This is a genomic window from Dokdonia sinensis (genome assembly GCF_003688895.1).
Lineage (GTDB): Bacteria > Bacteroidota > Bacteroidia > Flavobacteriales > Flavobacteriaceae > Dokdonia > Dokdonia sinensis.
The window spans coordinates 130,482-155,905 of record NZ_REFV01000002.1 but is presented as its reverse complement, the minus strand read 5'-3'; the positions used below and the strand labels follow the sequence as shown (position 1 = coordinate 155,905).

Annotated in this window: 30 protein-coding genes; 14 read left to right on the top strand and 16 right to left on the bottom strand. The window is 40.9% G+C overall.

Annotated features, from left to right (window positions below; genetic code table 11):
• Positions 1-32: 32 nt before the first annotated feature.
• A complete protein-coding gene (locus tag EAX61_RS02775) occupies positions 33-584 on the bottom strand; it encodes a CvpA family protein (RefSeq protein WP_121916135.1) in 552 nt (183 codons plus the stop codon).
• Positions 585-656: 72 nt separating this feature from the next.
• Between EAX61_RS02775 and EAX61_RS02770 the strand changes: the two genes are divergently transcribed.
• The 3 genes from EAX61_RS02770 (at position 657) to EAX61_RS02760 (ending at position 2,615) form a co-directional block, all read left to right on the top strand.
• A complete protein-coding gene (locus tag EAX61_RS02770) occupies positions 657-1,019 on the top strand; it encodes a hypothetical protein (protein ID WP_121916134.1) in 363 nt (120 codons plus the stop codon).
• Between the two features lie 100 nt (positions 1,020-1,119).
• Positions 1,120-2,136, top strand: a complete 1,017-nt coding sequence (pheS, locus tag EAX61_RS02765) for a phenylalanine--tRNA ligase subunit alpha (RefSeq protein WP_121916133.1) — start codon at positions 1,120-1,122, stop codon at positions 2,134-2,136.
• Positions 2,137-2,219: 83 nt separating this feature from the next.
• Positions 2,220-2,615 carry a hypothetical protein gene (locus EAX61_RS02760; RefSeq protein ID WP_121916132.1) on the top strand — a complete coding sequence of 132 codons (396 nt, stop codon included), beginning with the start codon at positions 2,220-2,222 and terminating at the stop codon, positions 2,613-2,615.
• A gap of 46 nt (positions 2,616-2,661) precedes the next feature.
• On the opposite strand, the gene EAX61_RS02755 is transcribed toward EAX61_RS02760, so the two are convergent.
• The 8 genes from EAX61_RS02755 to EAX61_RS02720 all read right to left on the bottom strand — a co-directional run bounded on the left by EAX61_RS02755 (position 2,662) and on the right by EAX61_RS02720 (position 9,479).
• Positions 2,662-2,997 (bottom strand): hypothetical protein, encoded by a 336-nt coding sequence (locus tag EAX61_RS02755; protein ID WP_121916131.1) that lies wholly within the window; start codon positions 2,995-2,997, stop codon positions 2,662-2,664.
• Positions 2,994-3,356 carry an SdpI family protein gene (locus EAX61_RS02750; protein WP_121916130.1) on the bottom strand — a complete coding sequence of 121 codons (363 nt, stop codon included), beginning with the start codon at positions 3,354-3,356 and terminating at the stop codon, positions 2,994-2,996. The genes EAX61_RS02755 and EAX61_RS02750 overlap by 4 nt, the downstream gene beginning before the upstream one ends.
• 2 nt (positions 3,357-3,358) lie before the next feature.
• On the bottom strand, positions 3,359-4,120 hold the full coding sequence (locus tag EAX61_RS02745) for a 3-keto-disaccharide hydrolase (RefSeq protein ID WP_121916129.1): 762 nt from the start codon (positions 4,118-4,120) through the stop codon (positions 3,359-3,361).
• 2 nt (positions 4,121-4,122) lie between these two features.
• Positions 4,123-4,869 carry a 3-keto-disaccharide hydrolase gene (locus tag EAX61_RS02740; protein ID WP_121916128.1) on the bottom strand — a complete coding sequence of 249 codons (747 nt, stop codon included), beginning with the start codon at positions 4,867-4,869 and terminating at the stop codon, positions 4,123-4,125.
• Between the two features lie 10 nt (positions 4,870-4,879).
• Positions 4,880-5,932, bottom strand: a complete 1,053-nt coding sequence (locus EAX61_RS02735; protein WP_121916127.1) for a sugar phosphate isomerase/epimerase family protein — start codon at positions 5,930-5,932, stop codon at positions 4,880-4,882.
• A gap of 98 nt (positions 5,933-6,030) precedes the next feature.
• On the bottom strand, positions 6,031-7,167 hold the full coding sequence (locus EAX61_RS02730) for a Gfo/Idh/MocA family protein (protein WP_121916126.1): 1,137 nt from the start codon (positions 7,165-7,167) through the stop codon (positions 6,031-6,033).
• 92 nt (positions 7,168-7,259) lie between these two features.
• Complete coding sequence (locus EAX61_RS02725) at positions 7,260-8,483, bottom strand: nucleoside permease (protein ID WP_121916125.1); 1,224 nt, start codon at positions 8,481-8,483, stop codon at positions 7,260-7,262.
• Between the two features lie 6 nt (positions 8,484-8,489).
• The gene (locus tag EAX61_RS02720) at positions 8,490-9,479 is read right to left on the bottom strand and encodes a sugar phosphate isomerase/epimerase family protein (RefSeq protein ID WP_121916124.1); all 990 of its coding nucleotides are present in this window, start codon (positions 9,477-9,479) and stop codon (positions 8,490-8,492) included.
• Positions 9,480-9,669: 190 nt separating this feature from the next.
• Between EAX61_RS02720 and EAX61_RS02715 the strand changes: the two genes are divergently transcribed.
• The 3 genes from EAX61_RS02715 to EAX61_RS02705 all read left to right on the top strand — a co-directional run bounded on the left by EAX61_RS02715 (position 9,670) and on the right by EAX61_RS02705 (position 13,055).
• Positions 9,670-11,349 carry a GMC oxidoreductase gene (locus EAX61_RS02715; RefSeq protein ID WP_121916337.1) on the top strand — a complete coding sequence of 560 codons (1,680 nt, stop codon included), beginning with the start codon at positions 9,670-9,672 and terminating at the stop codon, positions 11,347-11,349.
• A gap of 1 nt (position 11,350) precedes the next feature.
• A complete protein-coding gene (locus EAX61_RS02710; protein ID WP_121916123.1) occupies positions 11,351-11,992 on the top strand; it encodes a gluconate 2-dehydrogenase subunit 3 family protein in 642 nt (213 codons plus the stop codon).
• A gap of 91 nt (positions 11,993-12,083) precedes the next feature.
• Positions 12,084-13,055 (top strand): hydroxypyruvate isomerase family protein, encoded by a 972-nt coding sequence (locus EAX61_RS02705; protein ID WP_121916122.1) that lies wholly within the window; start codon positions 12,084-12,086, stop codon positions 13,053-13,055.
• A 5-nt stretch (positions 13,056-13,060) separates the two neighbouring features.
• Here the strand turns inward: EAX61_RS02705 and EAX61_RS02700 are convergent, their stop codons facing one another.
• The 6 genes from EAX61_RS02700 to EAX61_RS02675 all read right to left on the bottom strand — a co-directional run bounded on the left by EAX61_RS02700 (position 13,061) and on the right by EAX61_RS02675 (position 17,486).
• The gene (locus EAX61_RS02700; RefSeq protein ID WP_121916121.1) at positions 13,061-13,372 is read right to left on the bottom strand and encodes a type II toxin-antitoxin system RelE/ParE family toxin; all 312 of its coding nucleotides are present in this window, start codon (positions 13,370-13,372) and stop codon (positions 13,061-13,063) included.
• Positions 13,369-13,575 carry a hypothetical protein gene (locus tag EAX61_RS02695; protein WP_121916120.1) on the bottom strand — a complete coding sequence of 69 codons (207 nt, stop codon included), beginning with the start codon at positions 13,573-13,575 and terminating at the stop codon, positions 13,369-13,371. The genes EAX61_RS02700 and EAX61_RS02695 overlap by 4 nt, the downstream gene beginning before the upstream one ends.
• A gap of 83 nt (positions 13,576-13,658) precedes the next feature.
• Positions 13,659-14,171, bottom strand: coding sequence for an azurin (gene azu, locus EAX61_RS02690; RefSeq protein ID WP_121916119.1), 513 nt, complete (start codon positions 14,169-14,171; stop codon positions 13,659-13,661).
• A gap of 51 nt (positions 14,172-14,222) precedes the next feature.
• Positions 14,223-15,194, bottom strand: coding sequence for a YheT family hydrolase (locus EAX61_RS02685; protein ID WP_121916118.1), 972 nt, complete (start codon positions 15,192-15,194; stop codon positions 14,223-14,225).
• The gene (locus tag EAX61_RS02680; RefSeq protein ID WP_121916117.1) at positions 15,194-16,210 is read right to left on the bottom strand and encodes a bestrophin family protein; all 1,017 of its coding nucleotides are present in this window, start codon (positions 16,208-16,210) and stop codon (positions 15,194-15,196) included. The genes EAX61_RS02685 and EAX61_RS02680 overlap by 1 nt, the downstream gene beginning before the upstream one ends.
• A 319-nt stretch (positions 16,211-16,529) precedes the next feature.
• A complete protein-coding gene (locus tag EAX61_RS02675) occupies positions 16,530-17,486 on the bottom strand; it encodes a nicotinic acid mononucleotide adenyltransferase (protein ID WP_121916116.1) in 957 nt (318 codons plus the stop codon).
• Between the two features lie 544 nt (positions 17,487-18,030).
• On the opposite strand from EAX61_RS02675, the gene EAX61_RS02670 reads away from it, so the two are divergent.
• The 3 genes from EAX61_RS02670 (at position 18,031) to nadD (ending at position 20,169) form a co-directional block, all read left to right on the top strand.
• Positions 18,031-18,894: a YicC/YloC family endoribonuclease gene (locus EAX61_RS02670; protein WP_201739406.1), complete on the top strand. Its 864-nt coding sequence runs from the start codon at positions 18,031-18,033 to the stop codon at positions 18,892-18,894.
• Positions 18,894-19,523: a guanylate kinase gene (gene gmk / locus EAX61_RS02665; protein WP_121916115.1), complete on the top strand. Its 630-nt coding sequence runs from the start codon at positions 18,894-18,896 to the stop codon at positions 19,521-19,523. The genes EAX61_RS02670 and gmk overlap by 1 nt, the downstream gene beginning before the upstream one ends.
• Before the next feature lie 67 nt (positions 19,524-19,590).
• Positions 19,591-20,169, top strand: a complete 579-nt coding sequence (gene nadD / locus EAX61_RS02660; RefSeq protein WP_121916114.1) for a nicotinate (nicotinamide) nucleotide adenylyltransferase — start codon at positions 19,591-19,593, stop codon at positions 20,167-20,169.
• Positions 20,170-20,586: 417 nt separating this feature from the next.
• Here the strand turns inward: nadD and lysM are convergent, their stop codons facing one another.
• Complete coding sequence (gene lysM, locus EAX61_RS02650; protein WP_121916112.1) at positions 20,587-21,087, bottom strand: peptidoglycan-binding protein LysM; 501 nt, start codon at positions 21,085-21,087, stop codon at positions 20,587-20,589.
• A gap of 172 nt (positions 21,088-21,259) precedes the next feature.
• On the opposite strand from lysM, the gene EAX61_RS02645 reads away from it, so the two are divergent.
• The 5 genes from EAX61_RS02645 to EAX61_RS02625 all read left to right on the top strand — a co-directional run bounded on the left by EAX61_RS02645 (position 21,260) and on the right by EAX61_RS02625 (position 25,402).
• Positions 21,260-21,535 (top strand): UBP-type zinc finger domain-containing protein, encoded by a 276-nt coding sequence (locus EAX61_RS02645; protein ID WP_121916111.1) that lies wholly within the window; start codon positions 21,260-21,262, stop codon positions 21,533-21,535.
• A gap of 1 nt (position 21,536) precedes the next feature.
• Positions 21,537-23,180, top strand: coding sequence for an FAD-dependent oxidoreductase (locus EAX61_RS02640; RefSeq protein WP_121916110.1), 1,644 nt, complete (start codon positions 21,537-21,539; stop codon positions 23,178-23,180).
• Positions 23,181-23,354: 174 nt separating this feature from the next.
• Positions 23,355-23,936, top strand: coding sequence for a TetR/AcrR family transcriptional regulator (locus tag EAX61_RS02635; protein ID WP_121916109.1), 582 nt, complete (start codon positions 23,355-23,357; stop codon positions 23,934-23,936).
• A gap of 60 nt (positions 23,937-23,996) precedes the next feature.
• Positions 23,997-24,749 (top strand): SDR family oxidoreductase, encoded by a 753-nt coding sequence (locus EAX61_RS02630; RefSeq protein ID WP_121916108.1) that lies wholly within the window; start codon positions 23,997-23,999, stop codon positions 24,747-24,749.
• Positions 24,750-24,922: 173 nt separating this feature from the next.
• A complete protein-coding gene (locus tag EAX61_RS02625) occupies positions 24,923-25,402 on the top strand; it encodes an acyl-CoA thioesterase (protein ID WP_121916107.1) in 480 nt (159 codons plus the stop codon).
• Positions 25,403-25,424 lie beyond the last annotated feature (22 nt).

Sequence of the window (25,424 nt, the reverse complement as noted above, 5' to 3'; positions counted from 1 at the left end):
TTCGCGAAAGCGTACATACTCTACAAAACCCGTTAGTTCTCAGAAGCTGGCGGGTTTTCTTCTTCGTCGTTGTCGTCATTGCGATAAATTCCTTCCTCGTCGGCCTTTTTTAGGATAGACGGCAACAATGCTGGCGCTAGTGGCTGAACCAAGGGGTATAATACAGATTCATCCTTCTTGTCTTCGCCTATGATGGCTATCTGCCTGTCTGCAGCGTCTACAAACATAAGCACAACACTTAATAAGAATGCAAACTTAAGTACGGCAAACACGGCTCCTGCGAGTTTATTTACAATGCCGAGCATTGCAAAGTTTGCCACTTTGGTAAGGAGTTTTCCAGCTAGAGAAACCACCACGACAATGATAATAAATGTAATGGCAAATGCCGAAAGCTTAATCGCCTGCTCACTCCAAGAGGTTCTTTCAAAGAGCCAATCGCCTACGTAGTATGAAAAGTGGATGGCTCCATAAACCCCAGCCACCAGCCCAACGAGCGATGCAAGTTCTACAAAAAGCCCCTTGCGCAATCCTTGAATAAGTCCAAGTATCAATATTATTCCAAAAATGATGTCTATCGTGTTCATCCGTTAAAGATAGTAATTCTTTATAATGGTGGTATTTTTGTGGCTTAATCAAAATAAAACACAACCTTTTTAATGGCCAGAGACGAACAACTCAAGGAAAGATATAATGCCGTAGTAGAGAAACTTTCTGCTCGTTTTGCAGATGGGGATACCGGCGCGATGGATCTAGACAGTATCATTTATCTCATCGGTATTCAGGAATTGGGTCAGCTGGATAAAAAGTTCAAGAAGGATGAAAAAATGAACCTGATGCATATTGCTATATGCAGGCTGTTAGAACCCTTTGGCTATTATCAGTACGATTATGACGACCCAGATGGATGGCCTCATTACAAGGTGCTGGAGCCACTTCCGCCACTTAAAGCAGGGGAACAACAAATCTTGATGAAGGACGCAATTGTACAGTATTTTCTGGAAAAAGGATTGATTGAGTAACTCGATGGTATTTTTTACGCATTCGCGAAAGCGTAACCCACCCCATACCCACCTTTTTTCTTAAATTTGCGCTTCCGTTTTAAACGGTCAAAATGACGTTATGCTAGATAAAATCAAAGAACACATAGAAAAAGTAAAGGCCTTTAAAGCCGAAACTTTAGAGGAAGTAGAGGCTTTCAGAATCAAATATTCTGGAAAGAAGGGGCTGGTAAATGATTTTATGGCAGATTTTCGCAATGTGCCTAATGAGATGAAGAAGGAATACGGGCAGGTCATAAACAAGCTCAAGACAGAGGCTCTCGAAAAGGTAAATGCTCTTAAGGAAGCACTCGAAAGGGATGAGGAAGCTGGAGCGACAGGAGATTTGTCGCGTCCTGGCGAGCCTATAGAGATAGGTGCGCGTCATCCTATATCCATCGTAAAAAATCAAATCATAGATATTTTTTCTCGCATAGGATTCAACGTTTCTGAAGGGCCAGAGATTGAGGACGACTGGCATAACTTTACGGCGCTTAATCTTCCAGAATATCACCCTGCACGCGATATGCAGGATACATTTTTTATTCAGACAAATCCAGATGTACTATTACGCACACATACCTCATCTGTTCAAGTAAGGTATATGGAAAATAACAAACCTCCCATTCGTACCATAAGTCCGGGGCGTGTGTATAGGAATGAGGCCATAAGTGGGCGTTCCCATTGCTTTTTCCACCAAGTGGAAGGATTATATATCGATAAGGATGTTTCCTTTGCAGATTTAAAGCAGACGTTGCAATATTTTACAACCGAAATGTTCGGTAAGAGCAAGATACGCTTGCGTCCCTCCTATTTCCCATTTACCGAGCCTAGCGCAGAGGTAGATGTCTACTGGGGACTAGAAACCGAAACAGATTATAAAATGACCAAAGGAACCGGCTGGCTAGAGATTATGGGCTGTGGGATGGTAGATCCTAACGTTCTAGAAAATTGCGGTATCGACAGTAAAGAATATAGTGGTTTTGCCTTCGGTATGGGAATAGACCGTATTGCGCTTTTACTACACCAGATTTCTGATATTCGTATGCTCAGTGAGAACGATGTGCGCTTTTTAGAGCAGTTTAAGAGTGCTTTCTAGAAGCCTTCTGTCCCCCTCGAGCGCAGTCGAGAGGTTAATTACTTACCTTTTAGGGTCTCGACTGCGCTCGACCAGACATTATAATGAGAAAAGACATTGAAATTCCAGAAGTTAAGGATGTTTACATCGTTGCAGTTAAAGAACTACACGCAGATTATAAGACAGAAGACTGGAATGCATACATTATAAATGATGGCAACGAACCGTTAGAGATGGTACTTCTTGTTGTTCAAGGATACGACGACAAGGACATGACCACGCATATGCGCCATACCATCAAAATACTCCCTGCTAAAGGCTTTGCAAAAATTGAGTTTATGGAGGAAAGCATCTTCAGGCTCAATAACTTTTATTCTGTTACCTACTTCCTACATAATAAGATGTACGAAAAGCGCTTTGAATTTCCTGCGCATAGTATTATGGATGACAATGCTGTGAATGTTCCTGTGATGGGGAAGCTTGGGGTTATTGCAAAGTAGATGGTGGTTACGCTTTCGCGAAAGCATAATAAACGTTTTACAACATTTACTTCACCTTATCCTGCATATACGCTCTCGTTTGATAATTTGCCAGCATAAAAAATACAAATAGCAATACAAAACCAATAAGCGGTGCGTATTCCCAGTGCACAAACGTCAACCCTATGCAAATGACCAAAAGGACAAGCGCATAAATCCCGAGTTTAGTAGTGAGATATGAAAATGCGGTATTCCACGTTTTCTCATCTCTCGCCCACCACTCTGGAGCCTTAGAGAAAAATCCTCCGTTTGAAATTGATGGCGGAAAAAACCTATTTGCCACATAAAATATAAGAGCCATTAAAGCAGGAGCAAGTGTTGTAAGAAGCGGAGTTGTATTCATTTTCTATTGCCGTTTTTATCGAAGTGCTTGTCTAGATAATTAATGGTAGCAAAGATGGCAAAACCTAAACCTACTAACATAACAACAAGATGAATTATGATCCGGTGAGGTATACCCAGCAGCCAAGCTATAATTTGAACTCCTAAAAGCACAAGACTCCACTTAAACAAGTCCTGCGCATTGCGCTTGTTTGCCTCATCCCAAATATCTTGATTTGCCATTGTCCTACGTGTTCTAAAACCATAGAGTCCATTAATTTCCTTGGGTGGTCGTTTCAAATAATACCACGCCAAACCTATAAATAGAAAGCAATCAAAAAGAATGACAAGATCAATTTCTAAATCAGTTCCAGCGAGCATATTTATAATTTACGTACCCAGATATTTCTAAAACCTACACCACTTTTATCGCCGTGGTCCTGCAAGATAATCGGGCCATCGCCGTGAGGATCGTTTTTGGGGTATCCTATGTACTCTGTACTTCCCTCTAGTTCATAGTGATCTTGAACAAGAACTCCGTTAAGGAAGACGGTCATTGTTCCAGCTTTGGTACGTTTACCAGCAGCGTCAAACTCTGGCGCGTGAAAAACAATGTCATAGCTATTCCATTCACCCGTAGGATTAGCAGCATTTACAAGCGGAATGGACTGCTTGTAAATAGAACCTACCATTCCGTTCACGTAGGTGTCATTGTCATTATTATTTAAGATTTGTACCTCGTACAATCCTTGAAAAAAAACGCCACTATTACTGCGGTTTTGATTGGTCTGAGTATTATTAGGATCGCTTTTCCATTCTAAATGAAGTTGGACACTGCCAAAATCTTCTTTTGTCTGTATATCTCCCGTACGGTCGTTTACGGTCATACTACCGTCTCCATTTATAGTCCACTCTGGCGCTCGACCATCTGCGCGATGTTCCCAGTTTTCTAAGTTTGATCCATTAAACAAAATTATCGCATCGCTGGGTGCACCAGACTGCCCCGTGGGGAAAACTCTATCTGGCTTAGGACTCCAAACTTCTGTTTGCTCTGGTTTTGTGGGTTCACTGCTGTTCGTATTTCCCGCACCGCAGGAAGTAAGTAATACAGCAATGGCAACTGTAAAAATGGGACTGTATTTCATAGTTAATTTATTTCCTGAATTGTGATGTTACGATACCAAACTTTATCGCCGTGGTCTTGCAACCCTATGTGTCCTTCTGGATATTTACCGAAGCCTTTCCAGTCTGCAAATTTCGTTTTTGCAACCATAGCATCCCATTTTTCTCCGTTTACAGGAAACGTGTATGCCTCTTTTCCGTTGAGTTCAACTTTACCCATATTCTCATCGTGGTTAATGGTGAGAACTACTGCATTCCACTCACCAGCAGGGTTTATCATCCCATCTTCAGGTTTAATCATATCATAAAGAGAACCCGCTTTGTGCGTTCCGTTTGCCACTTTTGCATCTGGATGTCTCTCATCATCCAACACCTGAATTTCTGGACCTGTCTCATAAGCCTCTTTAAATTCTGGAGACTCTTTTACTCCCCAAAAGATACCGCTGTTCCCACCTTCGGAGATTTTCCATTCTAAGGATAGTATGAAATTTTTATAAACATCTTTAGTAATGATGTTCTTTCCGCCTTCTTTACTTGGCGTAAATAGCATTGCACCATCGTCTATGATCCAGGCATCGTGCATTCCCTCAATACCATATCCTTTCCAAGCGTCAAAATCTGACCCGTCAAAAAGAACTACTTCTTCAATAGGTGTTTTCATTGCAGTTTCTGTAACCTCAACAACACTATCTGTTGCCGATTTATCAGTTTCTTTTTCTTTACAGCTTAAAGCGAAAATTGCCACTGCCGCGATGTAGATAGTTTTTTTCATAGTTACCACTTTATAGCCCTAATATTTTCTTTAATTTCTCCTTATCAATAGTTTCACCAGCAAAATCATCAAAACGCTTCTCCGTAGCCTCAATAATATGGCTTGCAATAAATGGTGCTCCTTCTCTTGCACCCTGCTCAGGACTCTTTACACAGCATTCCCACTCCATCACTGCCCAAACGTCACAACCATATTCTGTAAGCTTGGTAAAAATGGTTTTAAAATCTACTTGTCCATCTCCCGGTGAGCGGTACCGTCCCGCACGATCTTTCCAATCGCTAAAACCACCAAAAGACCCTCGTTTGCCATCCGGTTTAAACTCAGAATCCTTCACGTGAAAGGCTTTAATAAATTCGTGATAATGGTCTATGTATTCTATATAATCTAACTGTTGCAATACAAAATGACTTGGGTCATAAAGTATGTTACAACGCTTGTGATTACCTGTTGCTTCCAGAAAACGCTCAAAGGTCACTCCGTCGTGCACATCTTCTCCTGGATGCACTTCGTAAGCCACATCTACACCGCATTCGTCAAAAACATTTAACAGCGGTGTCCATCGTTTTGCAAGTTCTTCAAAGCCCATCTCTACCAATCCATCTGGACGTTGTGGCCAGGGATGTGCCGTGTGCCATAGCAAACTTCCCGTAAAACTCGGACAAGCATTTAGTCCTAGATGTTTGCTGGCGTGCGCCGCGCTCATCATTTGCTGGCGCGCCCATTCAGTACGCTTCTTTGGGTTGTTCCTGCAGTCGTCTGGCGCAAAATTGTCAAACATTAGATCATACGCAGGATGCACGGCAACGAGTTGTCCTTGTAAATGCGTAGCAAGCTCTGTAATCTCTAACCCGTAGCTATTTATTTTTCCCTTGAGTTCGTCGCAATAGGTTTTGCTTTCTCCAGCAGTTTTTAGGTCTATTAATCGGCTTTCCCAGGTAGGGATTTGAATGCCTTTATACCCTAAATCTGCTGCCCACTTGCACATTCCATCCAGCGAATTGAACGGCTCCTTATCGTCCATAAACTGGGCTAGAAATACTGCTGGTCCTTTTATTGTTTTCATAGTTTTGTTGTCATTCCCGCGAAGGCGGGAATCTCATCCAGCCTAGCGCTTTGTTTATTGTTTTTCCTTAGTTACGCTTTCGCGAAAGCGTACTCTACTTACTCCAACCCCACCCAAACATTCCCATCGCGATGACTCTTTACCGCTTTCTCGATAAAATTCATGCCGCGTACACCATCAGTCATTCCTGGGAATTCTGATTTATGGAACTCTTGTCCTCGTACTGCTTTTGCTACTCCTTTGTAAATATTCCCCATCGCATCAAAAATACCTTCTGGGTGTCCTGGAGGTAATTTTGTACCATCGAGGGATACATCACTATTGTAGGCGTGTCCCGGCTTCAGAACACGCATAGGTTGTCCTTCTTCTAATAAGTAGAGATAGTTGGGGTTTTCTTGTTCCCATTTGAGCGCTGCTTTTTTACCGTAAATGGCAACGGTAAAGTTGTTTTCCTCGCCTGTGGCAATTTGGCTAGAGCGCAAGACGCCTTTTGTGAACTCTCCTAAGCGTAGTAAAACTGTCCCGTCGATATCCATTTCATTATCGGCGTAGAGATGGTTTAGGTCTGCAAGGACAGATTTTATTTTTTTGCCAGTTACAAACTCCAGCATCTGATATGCGTGCACGCCTATGTCGCCCAGACAACAGGAAATTCCTGATTTCTCTGGCATAAGACGCCACGTGGAATTGCGTTGTTCTTTATCATGTATGAGATTATTTATCCAGCCTTGATAGTACTGCGCGTCTACTTTTTGCACCTCGCCTATCTCGCCGTTTGCGATCATTTCCTTCATTTGGCGCACCATAGGGTAACCGGTGTAGGTATGTGTAAGTCCAAAGATGTTTCCATTCTTTTGCTGTATGGCTTGAAGAATTAATGCCTCCTCATACGTCATCGTCATAGGCTTCTCACAAATGACATTAAATCCAGATTCCAACAGTTTTTTTGCCATCGGGAAGTGCAGGAAATTAGGTGTTAGTATTGAAATGACCTGCATACGCTCATTTTCTGGCATCGAAAGCTCAGCATCTACTAGCGCATTTAAATCTTTGTAGATTCGGTTTGTTGGGATTCCTATTTCTTTCGCGAAAGCGGTACTCACCTCCACGTCTGGATTAAAGGATCCACCTACAAGTTGATATGCATCAAACATACTTGCTGCCACCCGGTGTAGCACGCCTATTAAACTATCACCACCGCCACCCAGGACGCCCCATCTTATTTTATTGCTCATTATATCCTATTTATTTTGAGTTATTCTAAAATTACAAAAAACAAATAGCCCAAAGAAGTTCTTGGGCTATTTGAGCGTACTCGCGTACAACGTTATTCTTGATATTCTATTTTTTCGCTCTTAAAAAGTACTGCAAATATTACGAAAACTGCAGCGGCAAATATCGCTGGAAATATCCATACGGAATTCCAGTCGTGTCCTTCACCCACAATATTTGCATCTGTTATTTTTCCTGCCACATAGAATCCTACGAGCATTCCTACTCCATAAGTAGCTAAAGTTATGAGGCCTTGAGCGGCACTCTTGATTTTTGGACCTGCCTTACTGTCTGTATAAATTTGCCCTGAAACAAAGAAGAAGTCATAACAGATTCCGTGGAGTACGATTCCTGTGATTACCATAAAGAATAAATCTCCCGTATTACCATATGCAAACAATAGGTAACGTACCGTCCAAGCTAGCATTCCTACTAAAATTGTCTTTTTGAATCCAAATTTTTTAAAGAAAAACGGGAGTAAAAGCATAAAAACAACTTCAGAAACTTGACCTATAGAAGCAAGTGCTGTAGACTTTTCTACGCCAGATTCCGTTAAAAACGGACTTAAATTCTGATAATAAAACGCCAGCGGAATACAAATTAAAACCGATGAAAGGAAGAATACCAGAAAGTTCCTATCCTTAAGTAATCCAAGCGCTTCTAATCCTAAAATATCGGATATACTCGCCTTTTCTCCTTTAGAACTAGGCGGTGTCGCAGGAAGTGCAAAACTAAAAAGACCCAATACTGCCGAAGCAATTGCTGTCATTATAAATGTGTTCTTTAATAATCCTCCTGCAATAGACTCCTGAGAATCCCATCCAAAAGCAAAGCTTATTAATAATCCAGCAACAATCCAGCCTACTGTGCCCCAAACTCTGATAAAAGGGAAATCCTTAGATGGATCTTTCATCTGATTAAATGCTACAGAATTTACTAATGCCAATGTGGGCATATAAGCAATCATATAACCTAGAACATATGGATAGAAAACAGCCGAGTCTGTCGCCTGAGACATCATATACATTAATCCTGCTCCTATTAAATGTAATACTCCCAGAATACGCTCCGCATTAAAAAATCTATCTGCAATTAAGCCTATAATGAAAGGTGCTATTATCGCTCCCCAAGATTGGGTAGAGAATGCTGCCGCAATCTCTGCGCCTTCGGCATTTAGGTTATTTCCCATAAATGTTCCTAAGGTTACAAACCACCCTCCCCAGATAAAAAACTCGAGGAACATCATAAAGGAAAGTTGGAATTTTGTAGTAGACTTCATATACTATTATTTAAGATTTTCAATTGATTTTTGAACTAGCGCCTTTGTAAGTGCAATACCTTTTTTTGGATCTTCTAAAGGGCCTTCGTACTCTGTCCCTACATATCCTTTAAAACCACTATCAGCTACAATTTGCATAATGCGTTGGTAATCTAGTTTTGTCTCATTCCCATAGCTATCAAAGTTGTAGGACTTTGCTGAAACCCCTTTTGCATAAGGCATCATTTCCTTTATTCCTTTATACGTGTCATACTCCTCTACACAAGGTGCTCCCCAGCGTTCTCCACCCTCACGTTTTACACAGAAGTTTCCAAAATCTGGGAGTACTCCTACGTTCTCCATTGCTACTTCTTTCATTACTGCCACAAGCTTTGCGGCGTCGCTTGACCATCCTCCGTGATTTTCTATTATAATGTTTACACCTATACTCTTTCCATAATCACCAAGCTCTTTGAGAGAGGCAACAGAAAGGTCGTGCCATTTTACAGGATCAAGTTCGCCAAAGAGATTTGCTCTTACAGAATGTGCTCCCATTACTTTTGCTGCATCTATCCAGATTTTATGGTTTTCTATAGCCTGCTTGAGTTTTGCAGGATCGGGATCTGCGAGTTCACCAGCATGATCTACCATAATGAGAACGTTATCCATTCCTGCAACTTGAGCCTTATTATTTAGAGCAGTAGCTAGTTCCATAACTCGCTCCTTATAATCAGCTCCTACTTCTTTTACAGAAGGGTAGAGTTGCGTTACATATTCGACACCTGTAAAGCCAAGATCTTTGGCTATTTGAGGAAATTCCATCGGATCCATTGTTCCGTCTTGAAACGGTTTGTGAAGGGACCATTGAGCAAGGGAATGTTTGTAATCATCATTGGGGACTGTAGTTGCTGTTGAGTCCGCTTTCGCGAAAGCGTTATCATCATCATTTTTAACCTCATTTTTACAAGAAAAAAGCGTTAAAACGCCTAACACAGTTAGAATAAGTTGTTTTTTCATATTGGATTGTTCAATTCTGAGCAAACTATAACGTTTTCGCTCGCGAGTTACTGTTAAATCTATTGTTGGTCTAAGGTAACCTTTTTTATAATTCCTCAAAAAACAACTTAAAATTTATATATTTGGTAATCTACATCATAAAAAAATCACTTTAATACATAGTCTAGTGAATACAGCTAACGAAAACGAAATGTACGACGCAATTGTCGTAGGCTCAGGTATCTCCGGAGGATGGGCAGCAAAAGAATTGTGTGAGAATGGTCTAAAAACCCTCGTTCTAGAGCGTGGACGTATGGTTAAGCATATAGAAGATTATCCTACAATGCACCAAGATCCTTGGGATCTCAAATTTAAAGGGGAAAACCCTCGAGATGTTGAGGCGCGATATGAAAAACAAGCACGTACTGGATATGTGCACAAAGCAGAAAATCGTCACTTTTTTGTAGATGATGTAGACCATCCCTATAATGAAACAAAACGTTTTGACTGGATACGCGGTTATCACGTAGGAGGCCGTTCTCTAATGTGGGGACGCCAGAGTTATCGCTGGAGCGACATAGATTTTGAAGCAAATAAAAAGGAAGGTATTGCTGTAGACTGGCCAGTACGTTATGCAGATATTGCACCTTGGTATGATAAAGTAGAAGAATATATATCTGTTTCTGGGGAGAACCTTGGACTGGAAGTTTTACCTGACGGAAAATTCTCTCCACCTATGGAGTTGAACTGCGTGGAGGAAACCCTAAAAAAGAACATCGCCGAAAATTATAAAGACGGTCGCCTACTTACCATAGGTCGTGTTGCTCATATCACAGGTAATAAAACATACGATGGGCGCTCTGCCTGCCAATTCAGAAATAGGTGTATGCGCGGGTGTCCATTTGGAGGATATTTCTCAAGTAACTCATCTACACTTCCTGCGGCCGAACGCACGGGAAACATGACATTGCGTCCTTACTCTATTGTTACTGAAGTAATGTATGATGACAAATCGGGCAAAGCAACTGGCGTACGCGTTGTAGACCAGGAAACTAACGAAAAGTTAGAGTTCAAAGCAAAAGTAGTTTTCCTTTGTGCCTCTGCCATAGGATCTACAAGTATCCTTATGCAATCTAAGAGCGAGCGTTTCCCTAACGGAATGGGGAATGACTCTGGAGAACTGGGACATAACTTAATGGATCATCACTTTAAAGCGGGAGCAACTGCAAAATGGGATGGAGACAAGGATAAATATTACAAAGGCCGTCGCCCTAATGGCATTTATATACCACGCTTTAGAAATATAGGTGGTGAGACAGAGCAAAAAAGCTTTAAAAGGGGTTATGGTTATCAAGGTGGCGCAGGTCGCGGTGATTATCAACCTCAAATTGCAGAAGCAGGATACGGAGCGGGACTTAAGAAAGCAATTCAAGAGCCCGGAGGATGGACGATAGGTCTTATGGGCTTTGGAGAATGTCTTCCTTATCACGAAAATAAAATGACGCTAGATTATAATGATTTAGACAAATGGGGATTACCTAAAGTGAACTTTGACGCAGAATGGAAAGAAAACGAGTGGGAAATGCGCAAAGATATGATTGCAAGCGCTAAGGATATGCTTAAAAATGCAGGCTTCACAGACATACAAACTATGGATGATCCTAGCGCCCCTGGAAATGGAATACACGAGATGGGAACTGCTCGTATGGGTCGTGACCCAAAGACTTCTGTATGTAATGGAAATAACCAGTTGCACGCAGTACCTAATGTTTACGTAACTGACGGAGCGTTTATGACCTCTGCCAGTTGTGTAAACCCATCACTTACCTATATGGCTTTTAGTGCGCGTGCAGCAAATCACGCGGCAGCTCAACTTAAAAAAGAAGCATAAGATGAAAAGAAGACAAGTATTAAAGAATCTAGGTTTAGGTGGCGTGGCACTTGTAGCTACACCCACAGTCTTAAGTCTCTTACAGAGTTGCAAGAACGACCCTATATTTGAAACCGTATTCATAAGTAAGCCACAAGGGCAAGCCTTAAGACATATTGTAGATCTCATCATCCCGTCAGACGACACGATTCCTGGAGCTGTAGATGTGGGCGTTCACCAGTTTATAGATAGTTATTGGAATGAGGTGGCAAGTGAAGAAAACCAAGCACAAATTAAAGCAGGATTTGATGCTCTGGCAAACCGTTTACAAGATGCTACACGCAAAACCTTTGAAAATGCAGGAGCAGAAGATTATGACAAACTGCTATCAAAGTATCTCAACGCCTCTATCGAGCAAGAGAGTGCTTTTAATAAAAGCTTAGGAGAGTATTACCAGGCATACCAACGTGATAAAACGGTAAAACCAGATCCAGATGCGGCCGCTTATAGTCTCTTAGGAAACATTCGTGGGATGACAATTTGGGGATGGAAAGCCTCAGAAGAGATAGGAGAAAATGTACTCGCTTATGAGCCAGTACCCGGACAGCAAGTTGGCTGTCTACCTGTGAGCGAAGCTACGGGAGGAAAGGCGTATTCGTTATAATTAAATTCCCTCGCAGATGGGAAACTTGTAGTATTAATAAAACTAGTGATAGATGGGATGAGATTCCCGTCTACGCGGGAATGACAAGATTATGAATAGAAGAAAATTTATACAAAAAGGAGCTCTTACGGGTTCCTTTTTGGGTTTAGGAGGATTAGGTATAAGTGCAATGGAAAATGCTTTGGATGATTCCGCTTTCGCGAAAACTCTGCTGAGCGGAGTCCAAATAGCAAACAATGCCAAACACACTTTTAACCTAAACTACGCACCCCACATCGGGATGTTTAAGGAAATGGCTGGTAACGACCCTATTGATCAGCTTAATTTTATGGCAGATCAAGGTTATACAGCCTTTGAAGACAACGAGATGCGCAATCGTCCCATCGCCGAACAGGAGGCAATGGCAAAAACAATGGTCGCCCGCAATATGACAATGGGTGTTTTTGTAGCCCATAAAATTTATTGGACAGAACCTAACCTCGCAAGCGGGAAGCAAGAATGGCGTGACGAATTTCTGGAGGACATCCGAAAATCTATAGCGGTGGCAAAGAGAGTAAATGCAAAATGGATGACCGTAGTTCCGGGGCACGTAGACTTGCGTCAAAATATAGCCTACCAAACCGCAAATGTTGTTGAAACACTAAAACAGGCAAGTGCCATTCTAGAACCTCACGGGATTGTAATGGTTTTAGAACCACTCAATTTTAGAAATCACCCTGGGCTATTCCTTTCGGAATCTCCTCAAGCTTATCAAATCTGTAAGGCGGTAAACAGTCCTTCCTGTAAAATTCTATTTGACATCTACCACCAGCAAATTCAAGAGGGAAATCTCATCCCTAACATTGAACAGACTTGGGATGAAATCGCTTATTTCCAAATAGGTGACAACCCCGGTCGCAACGAGCCTACTTCTGGTGAAATAAACTATAAGAACGTCTTTAAATACATACACAATCGAGGCTACGACGGTGTTTTAGGAATGGAGCACGGGAATTCTATAAAAGGCAAAGAAGGTGAGCAACGGGTGATAGATGCTTATGTGGAGAGTGATGATTTTTTGTAAGATTGTTATAAATTTCTATCAGGAGCCTGCCTCGTATCAAACACCCGAACAACATAAATGAACTCCTTCCCCTCCCTATAGGTTATCTTGCAATGATGGTGAATGAGTTTTCTATACTCGTACTCTAAATGGTCAAATTGTTGGTCTATTTCTCCAGATTCTTTAAAGTTGAAATTTGGTGATTCTAGTATAAGAATAGTCTTATCAAGCTCTTCTAGGATAGACCTGGTTTTTTTCTCACCGTATAGATGATTATAAAATTCTTTGAGTTTATGAAAATCTCTAGAGCCTCTTTTAGAGTAGGCAACTTTTTTCATCTCAAACCAAGACTTTTCATCACTTCCTCGTGAGATACTATTCGCCCCGCAGCAATATCCTCTTCCCCTTCCTCAATCATTTTATCAAGTATTTTCTGATGTTCATCATACTTGACAGCGGCTTCATTGAGATAATTGAGGGCGTTTTCGTCTGCATCTAGAATGTACTGAGCTAGTTTTTCTTTGAGATTTTTTTTGGACATAACACAAAGGTATTGAAAAGGACTAAAACAAGAAACCCGTACTAAATTTAATCAATACAGGTCTCAAAATATATTATAATGAATTACTCCACAATAAACTTACCCTTCATCAGTCCTGAATGCCCAGGAAAACTACAGATAAAATCGTAAGTTCCAGCTTCTGGAGCGGTAAAGGTTACAGAAGTGCTTTGACCTCCACCTATCATTTTTGTATGTGCAATAACATCATCTGTTCCTTCTGGAATCCAGTCATTGGCTTGTCCTGCTGAAGAAGCATTTGCAGAAAAGGCAGGCACATTTACGCCTTGCTTTAAAAGCACAAAGTTGTGTCCCATAACTTTAATATCTATTTTTCCGGTATGACGCAATGTTAGTGTTACTTCCTGTCCCGCTTTTACGGTAAACTCCTCCTTATCAAATTTCATCAAGTCATTTCCAGCAAGCGCTAGATTAACTGCATTGTCATCTTTCTTTTTGCTTTGTTTCTTAGCTCCTATGGTTACAGACTCCTTCTCATCTTTCTTCTTTTCGTCTCCACCACAACTTACAATCACTCCTGCAAAGGCTACTAAAGCCAGTATTTTTTTAATATTCATAATATCTATTGGATTACATTCTAATATATAAAGATAAGCAACTGCCCTTTTTTACTTCATATTTTCCTGAAAAAATTCCAGACTTCTTAGCTCACTATAATAAAAATCTCCAGTTTGATAAAAACCTACGTGACCGCCGTATTCTGGAGTTTCCAGGTGCAAATTTTTTGACGCTTTCGCTGTAGCATATGGAAAACAATCTCCGTGCAGGAAACTGTCGTTACGTGCATTGAGAACCAAAGTTGGAATTTCAACCTCAGGCAAATAATTAAAACTACTCGACTTTGCATAATAATCGAGGGCGTCTTCAAATCCGTGTGCAGGTGCAGTATATACATTATCAAAAGCCTGTAAAGACTTGATTTTCTTATATTCCTCCCAGCTCATTTTATCGGGAAAAAGTTTCATTTTCTTTTTGTATTTCCCCCGCAAATCCACTAGAAACGAAGTCCTATAAACGATATTTTCCTTTTTGTTGAGTTGTATGAGTGAAGCTTTTAAATCTGTGGGAACACCTACTGTCGCGACTGCTTTAAGAATGGTTGGTATTCCTCTCTTTTCTCCCAAATACTTTAAAACAGCATTCCCTCCTAGACTAACACCGTAAAGCGTCATCGTTTGGTATTCGTCTCTTTCGGCGATGGTTTTGGCGAGGTGTCTTATGTCTTCTGTTTCTCCGCTGTGATAGGAGCGGTAGCGTCGGTTTTGTATTCCGCTACAACCTCTAAAGTTTACGCTGGCCACGTCGTATCCATTTTGATTGAGGAGCTTTGCCATCCCGAGCATATAGGTGCGCTGGGCGTTTCCTTCTAGACCGTGAAAAAGTAATGCTACTTTCTTTGTCTGCTTTCGCGAAAGCGGAAAACTCCAGTCCACATCTATAAAATCCCCGTCTGGCAGTTCAAAACGTTCCCGCTCCTGAACGACACCCCGCACCCGACGCACCTTAGCCGAATAAATCGTTGAGAAATGCGGATTTTTCATCAGTCCGCGAGCGGTAAACGTTGAGGAAACTAGGGGCATTAATACAAGATGTTGTCTTTAGGCTCTATCCCGGCCGGCAGGTTTTCCTCGTCGAGCATATCGCGTAGGTCTATCTCGATGGTTCGACACAATGCAGTCATTGGGACGTCGTTTATGCGACCTTCAAAAGGGTCTTCACTATTATCCCCCACGATTTCCATCGTGGTGAAAATCCACGAAATCAAAACCGAAAACGGTATCATCAAGAAAACACTCACATCCCAGTTATCGCGCCACATTATCATCGTCCCTCCGTTAAAAAGATCTAAAAGCCCAAAAGGAAGGAGCAACACAAAAATCCACGTAAATACTTTTGAAAAATATCCGTATTGTCTCGGGAATGGCGTGTTCTTGATGCGCTCACATTTGCCTTGAAGATTATAGAATTCTTCCAGCACGGACTGCATCTGGTCTTCTTGGAAACCGTCCAGAATTCCTCTTTTCTTTAAATCTCGAATGACAAAGGCTTGATTTTTTACAAGGTGCGTAGCGGTATTTTTTCTAGGTTCTAAATCTTTAAATTCTTGGTCAGAAATGAGTCCGGTGGTCACTTCGCAAGAAATATTGCGTTCTGCGTGACGGTCAAAGACTTTTTCTATCATTCGATTTTCTTTGATTGCCCAGGATTTGGGCTGGCGCAACTGGATACGCAACGCATTTATCCACGCAATGTGGCGGTGTATCATCTGGGTGTGTAGTTCCTTGTCCAGTTTTTCATCGCCCGTTTGTACAAAACTTAGCACCTGTATCGCCCACGTACGGCTATAATTTACAATTCCGCCCCAAATCTTACGTCCTTCCCAAAACCGGTCATAACTCTGACTGTTCTTAAAACCGATATAAAACGCCACCGCAATCCCAATCACACTCAACGGCTGGAACGGAATCTTAAGAAACTCTAGCTCCAAAAAATTATAAGCACTAAAAACAACGGTCGCCCAGATGGTGAAAAGTATGAGATTCTTCCAAGCGTAGCGCAGGATAAGTCCCCAGCCTATATTTCTTTTGATGTACATTTTTGATTGGTTTTCTTAATGGAGTTTAAAAATAGGGAGAAAATGAGGAAAATCTTGGGGATTGTGATTTGAATTGAGGATGGTGGACTTTTTGCTTTCGCGAAAGCGGAATCATTTATAAAACTGAATAATATTCAGAAGAGGTATTATAGGTTTCTCGGGTGCAACCCTCGAGGAGATTCCCGTCTTCACGGGAATTCTTTTTTTGCCTTTGGCAAAAAAAGAAACCGCCCATTCAAATTAACACTTGATGAGCGGTTTCCAACTAAATAACCAACCAAAAATTCTTCATTTGTCACGTCTGGTTGCGACGGGACGCTTATTTCTTAAAGGCCTTGAGCTTTTTTGCTTTTAGCGCTTTGATTTCCTTTTTAATATCTGCAGTACGCTTTCTGTACTTAGGAAGGGTTGCAGTTTTTGCTCCTTCGGCGGTACGGTACTGGATGTATCCTTTTCCTCTGAACTGGTAGGTTGTGCCGGTATTAATTTGGTACAACTCTACGGTCTCGTCATCTATAACGGTCAATTCAAAAAATTCATTGTCTGGGAAATTATAATCTAGTGTTAAAGTTTTTTTGTAAAAATCTCCACTAATATTATCTACATCATAAATGCCGTCGTAATCCCAATATATATTATCAATAGATGTGCCATTATTGTCTTCTGAGCTTCTAAAGTTTCCGCTGTTTCCCGCTGGGAGAAACTGTAGGAAATTCTCGTTGTCAAATGGGTTTATATCGCCATCATCACTCGTGTAAATCTTCTCCCACGCTCTAAACTCCTGAAGGAAATAATGTATGTTGTCATAAAACACGCGGTCGTAATCAAAGTTACTGCGCTGATATCCAATTAATATGTACGACGAACGCGTCGCTGGATGATACAGCTCAATCTCGTTGCCAGATAAAACACTTACGTCAAAACTATAAGTACCATCCAGATCGTGGCTCACGTCCAGCTCATAATCAAAGGTGTCGTAAAAACCAACGTCTATACCAAATCCGCCACCATTCTGACCAAGGCCTGAAAGGTTGTTGTTTGCAAAGACATTACCTCCTCTAAAGGAAAGTGTAAACGCCTTTTGCACGAAGGGTACAATAGTTGACCCCGTGGAGCGGTCTATATCTACATACCAGATTTCGTAGTCCGTAAGCACCTCGTTTAAGGTAACCACAGGTACATCTACATAATCGTCGTCTATAATCACATCTGTATAACAGGATGTAAAGAATATTGCCACGAGGGCAAATAGGCTAAGGTGTTTCATCGCTTTCATAATCGTCCGTTTTTTGATTCCCTTAACAATAACCAAAGCGCGTGCCAAAATTATAAGTAATTGATAATGAGGGCTTTTACGCTTTCGCGAAACTTGTACTGAGCGTAATCGAAGTATCGTTATCCACAGCAAAACACTTTTACAAAAAGACAAATAATATCTCTGAGAGGTTATTTTTTGACTATAAATTTCGTCGAATGGAGCTAAAAATGGCTTTGAAAAACTTCGCGTAAAAAATGATGTGAGTGAAGGGTTAAGCAAAATAGCGCCAGCCTCATATGCTATATTAGTACTACAGATTTTAATTATATAAGAAAATTGTATTGAGATGACGACACCTTTATTTTGCGCCGAAACGAGGGAAATTTTTAGCGAAGTTTTACACGGCCTAGCGTTTTTTTGGTTCGTTTTTTTTGGCAATGCAAAAAAATGAACAATTGGATTGAAAATTAAAAAGATTGGAATATATAGTGAAATCTAAGTGAAAGAGCGCTTCCTTTTATCAACAATAAAAATTCACATTTGAACCCCTATCTTTGTGCCTATGATAAAATCGATGACAGGATTCGGGAAAAGTGTATTACAACTTCCTGGAAAAAAGATAACCATAGAAATCAAGTCGCTTAACAGCAAAAACTTAGACCTCAACGCACGCATCCCGTCGACGTATAGAGAAAAGGAGCTCGCGATGCGCAATATGGTGGCAAAAGAACTTGTAAGAGGCAAAATAGACGTAGGATTATATGTAGAAAGTACGGGTGAAAACACAAATACTGTCATTAACGAGACTGTGGTAAGCGCTTATATGAAGCAACTCTCCGACGTTCTCGACACCAATGCATCACCCACAGAGCTCCTAAAAATGGCCGTTCGTCTTCCAGACGCCCTTAAAACAGAACGTGAAGAATTGGACGAAAACGAATATCAGTCCATTGTAAAAAATCTGGAAGAAGCGCTAAAAGAAATAAACATCTACCGTGCAGATGAAGGTGCCTCGCTCAAAACAGAATTTGAACTGCGCATCTCAAACCTTCAAGATTTACTAAAGCAAGTCATCGAAATGGATGTAGACCGTCTAGACGATGTAAAAGTACGCTTAGAAAAGGCTGTGGCCGATGTAAAAGCTCAAGTAGATGAAAACCGCTTTGAACAAGAACTGGTGTACTACCTAGAAAAATACGACATCACCGAAGAAAAGGTACGTCTCAAAAACCACTTAGATTATTTTACAGAGGCACTAGACAGCGCAGACTCTAACGGAAAAAAACTAGGTTTCATAGGTCAGGAAATAGGTCGCGAGATCAACACCATAGGTTCTAAATCTAATTATGCCCCTATGCAACAACTCGTTGTACAGATGAAGGACGAGTTAGAAAAAATAAAGGAGCAAGTTTTAAACGTATTGTAATGAGTGAAACCGAAGCAAAAGGAACTCTTGTAGGTGAGGGAAAACTTATCGTGTTTTCGGCGCCATCTGGGAGTGGAAAAACTACCATTGTAAGACACCTACTGGAACAAGAAAAACTCAATCTCGAGTTTTCTATTTCCTGTACGAGTCGTGAACCTCGTGGGACAGAGGAATCGGGAAAGGACTATTATTTCATCTCTCTTGCCGAGTTTAAACAGCACATCAAACACGACGATTTCCTAGAGTGGGAAGAAGTGTATCGCGACAACTTTTACGGCACCCTAAAAGCCGAAGTGGAGCGCATCTGGGCAATGGGAAAGCACGTAATCTTTGACATAGACGTTGTAGGAGGACTGCGTATAAAGAAAAAATTTCCCAAAGAAACACTAGCCGTTTTCGTAAAACCGCCAAGTGTAGACGAGCTTAAAATCCGCTTAAAAAAGCGCAAGACCGAAACCGAAGAAAAAATCAATATGCGCATCGCCAAAGCTTCTGTAGAGCTTGCTACCGCACCTCAGTTTGACCACATTATTCTCAATGATGATCTAGAAAAAGCGCTGGATGAGGCTGTTGGGCTTGTGGATGAGTTTGTGAATGGTGGTGAGGGGAAGGTTTTGGAGGAGGAGTAAGAAATTTAACCAAGCTATTAAACAACAAGATTTCCGCCTTCGCGGAAATGACAAGGAATTTCTATCTATGAAAATCGGCTTATACTTCGGAACTTTTAATCCCATTCACATAGGGCATCTCGCTATTGCAAACCATATGGCAGAGCATAGCGATCTCGATAAAATATGGATGGTGATTACCCCGCATAATCCGTTTAAGAAGAAGAGTTCGCTTCTGGATAACCACCACCGCTACCAGATGGTAATGGAAGCTGTAGAGCATTATGACACTATTGAGCCCAGTAAAGCCGAGTTTGACTTACCTCAACCCAATTATACGGTAAACACGCTCGTTCATCTTACTGAGAAATATCCTAAACACGAATTTTGCTTGATTATGGGCGAGGACAATCTCAAGAGTCTGCATAAATGGAAAAACTACGAAGCCATTCTAGAACATCACGATATTTACGTGTACCCGCGAATTTCTGAAGGGAAGGTGGAAACGCGGTTTGACAACCACCCTAAAATTCATCGTGTAAACGCTCCTATTATGGAAATTTCCTCTACGATGATTCGCAACGGAATCAAGGAAGGCAAAAACATAAGACCTTTGCTCCCACCAGAAGTTTATACCTACGTGGACGAGATGAATTTTTATAAGTAGATTCTACAAAACATAAAGAGATTTCAGAGTGCCAAAACTTGACAAACAAAACCATTATATTAAACAAGCATATTATTTTGGAAATACAGCATTAGTTGCATTTCTCGTTCTAAATGCAACACTATGGGCTTATAAGTATACTGATGATGTATTGCCAAAAATCATTATAGGTCTCACACTTATTCTCTTTATAACTACTAACTTTTTGTGTATTAGAAATGGATTAAAAGCAAGTAAAGGGACCACCGCATTCTCCAAGTTTAAATTGATGAGTTACTTATCGATTAGCGTCTTACTTTGGGCTTTGATTCTAATTTTTCTAAGGGATGACTTACTACAAACTTTTGCTTGGTAAAACACACGCACAAAAAAAGCAGAGACCTAAATCTCTGCTTTCCAAAATAAATATTTCAAGTCTTATTTGTCTAAATGCGGAATACGCAATACTTGTCCAGGATAAATCTTATCTGGATCTGTAAGCATAGGCTTGTTTGCTTCAAAAATGACGTTGTATTTCATTGCATCACCATATACCTCTTTTGATATTTTGCTTAAGTAATCTCCCTTTTCTACTGTGTAAAAACGAGCTTCTGGCTCTGGATTTTCAACCGTAAGACGGTCATCTACCGTTGCAATTCCTGTTGAGTTTCCTACAACGAGGATTACTTTTTCACGCGTTGCCTGGTCATTAGCACTTCCAGTTACAACAGCTACATCTCCATCTATAGAGATATCAAGGTTGTCTACATCAAGACCTAGGTCGTGAATTGTTTCAGACATATTACTCGCAGCTTTTGCATTTGCCATTGCGATTTTTTCTTCGGCGGCAGCGGCCTTTTCGGCAGCTTCCTCAGCATCTGTTTTTCCTATTCCGAAAACTTTGGCTCCGGCATTTTTAATAAATGAAAATAATCCCATAATTCGTTATTTAAAGTTAGTTTATTATTTAAAGAGGAAAGTTACGAAATTCCGCTTTCGCGAAAGCGTACCCCTATCCTAAATATATCATAACATCTACCGTCCTTAATTATTTACTAAAAACTTGGATTGCACATCCTTATTCAAGAACTTGTATGAAATTTGACCAGCTATGGCATTCCGACCTAAAACCTGCCAACATCTCATTGCAATCAAGACTATATCTAAAGGCGACTCCTACGAGTGTGCCGAATGTGCAAAAACTGGCGATTCCTGGCTCCACTTAAGAACCTGTCAGGAATGTGGTACTACGTTATGCTGTGACAGCTCGCCAAACAAACACGCGAGTAAGCACGCTATAAATCATAATCATCCCGTCACAGCAAGCGCTGAACCCGGTGAAAGGTGGATGTGGTGCTATAAGGACAAAGAAATTCTAAAATACTAAAATGAAAGATCCAAGATTTCCAGAATTAACAGCCAAACAAATTCGTACGCTTAAAGAATACGGAGAGGTAAAAACTTATGATAAACGAACAAGAGTATTTGCTCTGGGCGACCTTCAATACGATTTTTTTATAATCTTGAAAGGTGAAGTGACCATAGAAGACCCTTATAATGATAACAACATTATTGTAAATCACGGTAAAAATGAGTTTACGGGAGATAGCGGGATGCTCAGTAATCGTGGTGCGCAGTTTCACGCGTATGCAAAAGAAGGAACTTCGCTTATAAAAATAAGCCCATCAAAACTCAAAGAAGCTATCACAAAACATTCTGATGTAAGTGACGTGCTCCTGAGTGCATTTTTATTGCGTCAAGAAACCGTATTGAATGAGTTTACGGGCGGTACTAAGCTCTTGGGCTCCGGAAACTCTAAGGCAACGTATGCCATTAGGGATTTTATGGATAAGAATCACATCTGGTATAATTTTCTGGATACGGACACCTCAGAAGAAGCAATGGAGCTCCTCGAGAATTTCCAACTTTCCGAGGATGATTTACCTATTATGATAAACAGCGAGAGCAAAGTGTGTCAAAATCCCTCGCTAGACGAAGTTGCGCGTTATGCAGGTGTTCTTATGGACTTTGAGGACAAGATTTTTGACGTACTCGTCATAGGAGCAGGTCCAGCCGGACTGGCAGCAAGTGTGTATGCTGCTTCAGAAGGACTATCTGTAGTGACCATAGATTCTAGTGCTCCAGGGGGGCAGGCGGGAAAGAGCTCTAAAATCGAAAACTACCTAGGTTTTCCTACGGGAATCTCTGGTAGCGATCTTGCAAATAGAGCCTATGTGCAGGCACAAAAATTTGGTTGTAACATTTCCATTCCCCATAAAGCCGAAAGTGTTACGCATAAAGGTGATCATTTTGAAGTATGTGCATCTAACGGTAAATTAATACGCACTAAAGCCGTGATGGCTGCAACCGGAGCAAACTATCGTCAGCTCCCCATAGAAAATATAGAAGATTATGAAGGAAGTGGCGTCTTTTATAGTGCCACGGGGATGAATGCTAAATCGTGCGCAAATGAACTTGTGGGGATCGTGGGTGGCGGTAATAGTGCGGGACAGGCAGCGCTCTTTATTGCAGACCACGCAAAGGATGTCTTTGTCATTCTACGCGGGGATAACATAGGTGCAAAAATGAGTGATTATCTCGTACAGCGCATAGAAGCTGCACCAAATATTCACGTACTGCTACATACTGAAGTCACACAACTGCACGGCAATGGTCATTTAGAGTCTGTAACACTTACACACGCTCAAGATGGTGATGAGCAAAAGAACATTACAAATCTATTTACCTTCATAGGTGCAAAACCTTGTACAGAGTGGATGGGAGATCTTGTCGCAATGGATGATAAAGGATTTATCTGCACAGGAAGTGCTATTCAAAAGAAGGATTACGCTGCCTGTGACATCTACGAGCGACGTCAGCCCCAAACTTTAGAAACAAGCATCCCAGGATTTTTTGCTGTGGGTGATGCACGCAAAGGCTCTGTAAAAAGAGTGGCCTCTGCTGTGGGAGAAGGATCTATGGCGGTGAGTCAGGTGCACCAGTTCTTATCAGAACTACAACCGGTGAAGTAATGTGTATATGGTAATTACGCTTTCGCGAAACTCTTTCTGAGCCAAGCCGAAGTAGTGAGCACGGCCACTTTAAGGTCATAAACAGGACAACACACAAATGTCAAAAAAATCACAAATTCTTTTTTTAAACCAATCGTTCCAATTATATTTGTACCGTTCATTTCAAAATAAGCAATGCCTAGAACCGAAGTTTTTGATAGACCACAAGTGCTCGAAAAAGTGAGAGATCTTTTTTGGGACAAGGGTTTTAATGGCACCTCTATGAACGACCTTGTAGAAGCAACGGGATTAAATCGGTCGAGCCTGTATAACTCTTTTGGCAACAAGATGGCGCTCTATAAAATGGTGCTTATTCAATATCAGGAAGAAAGTCAGGACATTTTTCAAGAAGCTTTGCACCGCGCTGAAAATCCGCTAGAGGCAATACATTTTATATTTGAGAATATTGTTGATGCTATTATAAAAGATGTGGAAGGTAAAGGTTGTTTTAGCCTCAATTGTAAGACAGAACTCAGTCGTAGCAACGCTTCCATAAAAGAATACCTTGAAAAAATGCAGGATCGAAGTATTGATTTTTTTCAAGGACTCGTGCAGGAAGGACAAGATGCAAGGCTCATAAATACAACAGAAACTGCCGAACATTATGCCTATTATCTATACAGCATTTTTCAAGGAATTAGAATGACAGGCATACTCACTCGTAATAGAATAAAACTGGAGCATATCGTAAAGAACTCGCTCCAAATATTAAGCTAAAATTTTTTTAATCAATTTTGGAACGATTGTTCCATAACTAAATATCTAACAATTAATACTATGAAAAAGTTTGAAAACAAAGTCGTTGTCATCACAGGAGGAAACTCTGGAATAGGAAACGCAACCGTAAAAGAATTTCTCGCCGAAGGTGCTAAAGTTGTCTTTTCTGGTAGACGTCAGGAAGCTCTGGATGAAGCTTCAAAAGAGTTGAGTGGAGATTTTAAAGCCGTCCTAGCTGACCAATCAAAACCAGCCGACAATGCAAAACTCATTAAAGAAGCCGTAGCTACTTATGGTAAAATAGATGTCGTTTTTGCAAACGCAGGAGTTGCACAGTTTGCACCCTCAGACCAAGTGACTGAAGATTTTTATGACAACCAGTTTAACATAAATATTAAGGGACCTGTATTTCTTGTAAAAGAAGCAATCCCTCATCTTAACGATGGGGCAAATATCGTGTTCAACACCTCTATTGTACACCAGAAAGGTTTTGAAGGTTCAAGCATTTATAGTGCAACTAAAGGTGCTTTACGTTCGTATGCCCGTGTGCTTACGACAGAACTCGCGCCTAGAAAAATAAGAGTAAACGCTGTAGCACCTGGACCTATAGGCACTCCTATTTATAGTAAAATGGATGGAATGACTGAGGAGCAAGTAAACGAGATGGGCGCTAGCTTTGCAGAAGGTGTTCCGCTAAAGCGTTTTGGCGAGTCTCACGAAGTTGCAAAGGCGGTCGCTTTCCTAGCGAGTGAAGATGCTTCCTATGTAAATGGTATTGAGCTAGAAATAGATGGCGGGATGAGTCAAATCTAATATATGGCAATTTACCAATGAAAAAAGCGCCCTGTGAAAGGCGCTTTTTTTGTGCTAAACTTCCTATAATACTATGCGCGCATAGTTTCGGTTTTTGTAATTTTACCATTATACATCCGCTTTCGCGAAAGCTTGTCTCGAACTTGTTTCGGGAGCGGGAAAATCTAATAAAAATGTACACCAAAGAATTTGACATACGATGGAGTGATATAGATGCAAACCGGCATCTGGCTAACAGTGCTTATGTAAACTTTATGTCACATACCCGTATGGGATTTATGATAGAAAATGGTCTGAGCCAAAAAGAAATGGTCATTCATAACATCGGGCCCGTCATTTTTCACGAGCAGTTATTCTTTTTTAAAGAAGCCTTTCAAGGTAAACCCATTACCGTAACCTTTGAGTTAGGTGGTGCAAGTGAAGATGGGATGTTCTTTAAGTTTGTCCATAACTTTTATGACCACAAAGGCAGAAACCTCGCTCGCGGAAGTATGCAAGGAGGCTGGATAGATCTCAAGACTAGAAAAATGATAGGTCTTCCAGAAAAGTTAATGCCTATGCTGGAAAATGCTCCTAAAACTTCAGATTATAAAATCCTGACTAAAGAGGATATGCGAGCGCACGGACAAGTTCCCAAGGATCGAGAACTTTAAACTTTTATGTAAACAAAAATCA